Source organism: Kitasatospora aureofaciens (assembly GCF_019192735.1).
Lineage (GTDB): Bacteria > Actinomycetota > Actinomycetes > Streptomycetales > Streptomycetaceae > Kitasatospora > Kitasatospora aureofaciens_A.
In genome coordinates, this window is sequence record NZ_JAHTKP010000134.1 from 1 (window position 1) to 4,773 (window position 4,773).

Consider the following 4,773-nt stretch of genomic DNA (forward strand, 5'->3'; position numbering starts at 1 on the left):
CCGACGGATGACCCGGCGCAAGTCGAGCACCGAACTGGTGCTCGCCCGACAGGCCGCCTGCTGATCACCCACCAGCCGACCCACCAGGCCAGCACACCCCGACGTCAATTTCTCCCAACGCCGTTAGAGGACCCGTCCCTGGTGATCATCGACACCCAGTCCGTGCGCGTGGCGGCGGGGGTCCCGAAGACCACGACGGGACTGGACGCGAACAAGAAGACGCCCGGCAGGAAGCGGGGACTGGCCGTCGACGTGCTGGGCCTGATCATCGGTGTGGTGGTCCTGGCCGCGAGCGCGCACGACAACGAGGCCGGCATCGCCCTGCTGGACCAGGCAGCCGAACGGTGCGGGATGCGCCTGGAAAAGGTCCTGGTCGACCAGGGCTTCAAGGACGCCGTGATCATCCACGGGGCAGTGAAGGACATCACCGTCGAGGTGGTCCGCCGCAACCCCGACACCCAGGGCAAGGGCTTCGTTCCGCAACCGAAGCGGTGGGTGGTCGAGCAGGTCAACGGCACCCTCATGCTCCACCGGCGCCTCGCCCGTGACTACGACCACCGGCTGGACAACGCCGCCTCCCGCGTCTACTGGGCCTCCACCGCCGGCATGCTCCGCCGCCTCGCCACCCCCAGCCCCGCCTGGCGCGACGAGGTGGGGCTGGCCGCGTGAACGTCACCGAGCTCCTGCGGCTGTTGCAGGCCGAATACGACGAGACCGCCGTACGCGCCGACGGCCTGCGAGAGCAGATCGAGCAACTCACTCGTGGCCTGGCCGAGATCGAGGCCCGCCTCGCCGAGATCGTCACCACCCGCAAGGTCATCGACGGCCTCGCCCTGCCCGACCGCGCACAGGCCTCCGAGGAGCCCGCCACCGTCTACCAGCGCATCGTGACCGCCTTCAACGAGCACCCCGGGCGGGTCTTCCGAGTTCGCGACCTCCACGAACTCCTCGGACTGCCCACCGACGAGCCCTCGATCAACGTCACCCGCTCCCGCCTGGGACGACTCGTTCGTCAGGGACTCCTCGACCAACCCGGACGCGGCCGCTACCAGAAACGGACTTAACGTCCTCTGAGCCACGGAAGGCGCGCCCGTGCCGACCCGGGTGGTGGCTGACGAGCGCGTTCACGCTGCGTCGCGTTCCTCTCGCACCTGGTCAAGCACTTCGTCGCTGCCGGGCGGGCTCGGCATCATCTCGTTGTTCCGGGTACGTTGCTCTCTTCGAACACATCATCAGGGGGAGCGTTGACGGAGCCGTCGTTGGACCTGACCGACCGGTTGGTCAGTGCCGTGATCGCAAGGGACGCCGCCACGGTGCGGGCCTGTCTGGAGCAGGGCGCGGCGCCGGACACCTTGGGCTCCGATGGCTTGCCCCTGCTCTGCACCGCTGTGGCCGGGCTCGATCACCTCACCGCCGAGGTCCTGGTCGACGGGGGCGCCAACCAGGACCGTGAGCTTCCGGACGGCAGCACTCCCCTTCTGCGTGCAGTCGACACCGGCTCCCCCATGCTGGTCACCGTGGTACTCGGGGATGCCCCTCGACTCCGTGTGCCCGAGGCTTCCCAACGACAACTGCTCGACCTGGCCCGGCACTGGTACGAGATCGGCGTGGTCGAGGAACTGCGCCGCCGGACCGGAGCCACCGGCCCGGCCGTCACGCACCGGATCGACGACGCCCACGGCGACACGATCGACGAGCTCTCCCTCGGCGGGCTCACCGTACGGGCCGGACACGGGGCCATCCTCACCCACCTGGAGTGGCAGTTCGGTGTACTACCGCCCCTTGCTGAAGTGATGGCACGCGCCGTCCCGCACGCGGAGGACGGGGACAGCAACTGGTTCGCCGCCGCCTACTATCTGGGCCAGCGCCGGGGCCCACGCATATGGTCCGAGCTCACCGCTCTGCGTCAACATCCCGATCCCACGCACCGTCGTTTCCTGGCGTCGGTTCTGTGGCACCGGGGCTTTCTCGCGACGGCGGACCGCGCATCGGACGTCGCCCGCGACGTCGACTTCCTGGCGTCCTGGGCACAGGACGAGCCCGACGGGCACGTGCTCGCCGACATCCTGAACGTCTACAACGGCAGGGAGCATCCGGACCAAGAGGCCATCGGCCTTCGGTACACCAACCATCCGGACCCGCGCGTACGCAGCGAGGTGGCGTTCTGTCTGAGCCGGGAGCGGACCGCACGCAGTGAGGCGGCTACGTCCGCACTGCTCGGCATGGTTCGCGATCCCGATCCCGAGGTCCGGGCCGCCGTGGCCCAGGTGTTCGCCCCACGGTTCACGCTCGACAATCAGCTCGCTCCGGCGATCCGGGACGCCCTACTCCTGCTACTTCGCGACGACGCCCTCTGGGTACGGCGCCACGCTGCCGAGTCCCTCGCCCTCTCCGATGACCGGACCACCCCCACTCTGGACGCCTTCCTCACACTCCTCGACGAGGAGGACAAGGGCCTGCGTCTGGAGGCGGCCTTCGCACTCGCCTGCCGCGACGATCCACGCGCCGAGCAGGCGTACGAGCGGATCGGACCGCTCGATGCCTTCTCCGAGCACGACCACCGGCTGTTCGCCCTCTGGCGGTACCGCACACGCAACCAACCCGACCGAGCCTGACGAAACAGAAGAACGCGAGCCCCGGAACGAGCCCGCCGGGTGCGAGCGTAGAGACCTAGGAGCGTGGGTCAGTAACGGGCAATCCGCCGAGCGTGTTAGGGCATGACCGTAGAGCTGGTGGATCGCAAATGAGCCGCCAGTTTGGACAGAAGAAGCGGCCGCCTCAACAGCCCTACGTATGATCTAAAGCATGATCAGCTTTACGATGGTCGAGTTCCCCACTGCCTCGGCTCGGGGGTCGGCAGAGTTCTTCGGGGCCGTCTTCGGCTGGGCGGCGACCCCGTACGGTCCGGAGTACACCGACGTGGACTGCGGCGGCGGGGTCAGCCTCGGCTTCCAGCAGGACCGCGCAGAAGCCCCGGCCGGGCCACTGGCCGTGATCCAGGTGAACGACCTGGAGGCGACGCGGAACGCGGTACTCGAGGCGGGCGGGACCATCACGGTCGAGGCGTTCGACTTCCCCGGCGGCAGGCGCTTCCATTTCCGCGAGCCGGGTGGCAACGAGCTTGCCGCATGGACCCCGACGGGACACTGAGAGCGTGGTGGTGAACCGGTCTGTAGCTCGATGACCAGCAGCATTCGGGTGGCGGCGGTGTCGGGGTGACCGGCTGCGGGCAGTCAGCGGAGGGTTGGCCTGGCCGTGGAGGTGCAGTGCGCCGTCGGTGATCGCGTTGCTGGAGGTCCGGGAAGCGCGGGCCCAGGAGGACCTGGAGTCCTGGCTGGAGGTGCTGCGGGAGGCCGAGGTGCAAGCGGAAGCCGCCCGACAGCGGCTGGAGCACGCGCGGATCGCCCGGGCGGAGGTGGCGCTCATGTTCGCCGAGGGGGCAGTCCCGATCCGCGAAGGCGACGAGGTGTCACTTGCGTCGGTCGCGCCGCAGGATCCTGTTCCCGTTCCTGTGGTGCGGCCGGCGCCTGCGGGACCGGTGCTGCGGGAGGGTTACGATGCCCGGCCGCCGCAATGGCAGGCCGGACTGGGGGCCGGCGCGTTGTGTGGGGCCTATCGGCAGGTCTTCGAGACGGCGCTGGCCGCGTCGGGGCCGGTTGAACCGCTGCGGGTTTGACCGAGACTTCTTCTCTTGGAAGGATCGAGTCCGTTATGAGGAAGCCATACCCCAGTGAGGTCCGGGAGCGGGCGGTGCGCCTGGTGCTGGAGACCCGTGATCAGTACGAGACCGAGTACCAGTGCATCCGGTCGATCGGCGCCAAGCTCGACGTGGGCCCGGAGAGCCTGCGCAAGTGGGTCCGCCAGGCCCAGACCGACGCCGGCACCCGGCCGGGCACGACGACCGAGGAATCCGCGGCGATGAAGGCGCTCAAGCGGGAGAACGCCGAGCTGAAGCGGGCCAACGAGATCCTCAAGGCCGCGGCGTCTTTCTTCGCGGCCGAGCTCGACCGGCCACACACACGCTCGTAGCGTTCATCGACGAGCATCGGGACCGCTTCGGCGGAGTCGAGCCGATCTGCAGGACGCTCACCTCGAACGACTGCAGTATCCACCCCAGCACCTACTACACCCACAAGAGCGGCACCACCTCCGCCCGCGCCCGCCGCGACGCGGAGCTCATCCCGCTCATCAAGGAGATCCACGAGAGCAACTACGGCGTCTACGGCTACCGCAAGGTCTGGGCCGAACTCCAGCGACGCGGACACACCGTCGCCCAGTGCACCGTCTCACGCCTCATGAAAGCCGAAGGCCTGTCAGGGGCCATGCGTGGCAAGAAGGTTGTCACCACAGTGTCGGACAAGAGCGTCGACCGGGCGCCCGACCTACTGGAACGCAACTTCGTCGCGAGCGCTCCCAATCGGGTCTGGGTCGCGGACTTCACGCACGTGGCGGCCTGGGCGGGCACCGTCTACGTCGCCTTCGTCGTCGACACCTTCTCCCGGCGGATCGTCGGCTGGTCGGCGGCCACCAACAAGCAGACCCCGCTGATCCTGTCCGCCCTCGAGATGGGCCTTTGGCAGCGGGACCGTGCCGGATTCCCGGTAGTGCCAAGGGAGTTGATACACCACTCCGATGCCGGATCGCAGGGTGGATTCCACCGGTCGTCGCAACACCTTGATCGAGGTGGTGTTGCATGGGACGGCCAGCAGGGTGGATCACGACGCTGACGGGGCGTCCGGCGATGCGTTCGCCGGGGCGACCCCCGATTCGGCG

General features: G+C 68.6%; 6 protein-coding genes and 1 pseudogene. All 7 read left to right on the plus strand.

The window, feature by feature from the left end; genetic code table 11:
• Positions 1 to 123 precede the first annotated feature (123 nt).
• Positions 124 to 669 (plus strand): annotated as a pseudogene (locus KV557_RS41350) (transposase); the annotation flags it as partial.
• Positions 666 to 1,064, plus strand: a complete 399-nt coding sequence (locus tag KV557_RS41355) for a type IV toxin-antitoxin system AbiEi family antitoxin domain-containing protein (RefSeq protein ID WP_218207270.1) — start codon at positions 666 to 668, stop codon at positions 1,062 to 1,064. The pseudogene KV557_RS41350 and the gene KV557_RS41355, both read left to right, overlap by 4 nt.
• 195 nt (positions 1,065 to 1,259) lie before the next feature.
• Entirely contained in the window at positions 1,260 to 2,615 is a 1,356-nt protein-coding gene (locus KV557_RS41360; protein ID WP_256178732.1) for a HEAT repeat domain-containing protein, read from the plus strand.
• Between the two features lie 190 nt (positions 2,616 to 2,805).
• Positions 2,806 to 3,150: a VOC family protein gene (locus tag KV557_RS41365; protein WP_218207271.1), complete on the plus strand. Its 345-nt coding sequence runs from the start codon at positions 2,806 to 2,808 to the stop codon at positions 3,148 to 3,150.
• Positions 3,151 to 3,277: 127 nt separating this feature from the next.
• Positions 3,278 to 3,676, plus strand: coding sequence for a hypothetical protein (locus KV557_RS41370; protein ID WP_218207273.1), 399 nt, complete (start codon positions 3,278 to 3,280; stop codon positions 3,674 to 3,676).
• A 35-nt stretch (positions 3,677 to 3,711) separates the two neighbouring features.
• Positions 3,712 to 4,029 (plus strand): transposase, encoded by a 318-nt coding sequence (locus KV557_RS41375; protein ID WP_218207275.1) that lies wholly within the window; start codon positions 3,712 to 3,714, stop codon positions 4,027 to 4,029.
• Positions 4,030 to 4,034: 5 nt separating this feature from the next.
• On the plus strand, positions 4,035 to 4,727 hold the full coding sequence (locus KV557_RS41380; protein ID WP_308130318.1) for an IS3 family transposase: 693 nt from the start codon (positions 4,035 to 4,037) through the stop codon (positions 4,725 to 4,727).
• Positions 4,728 to 4,773: the final 46 nt, after the last annotated feature.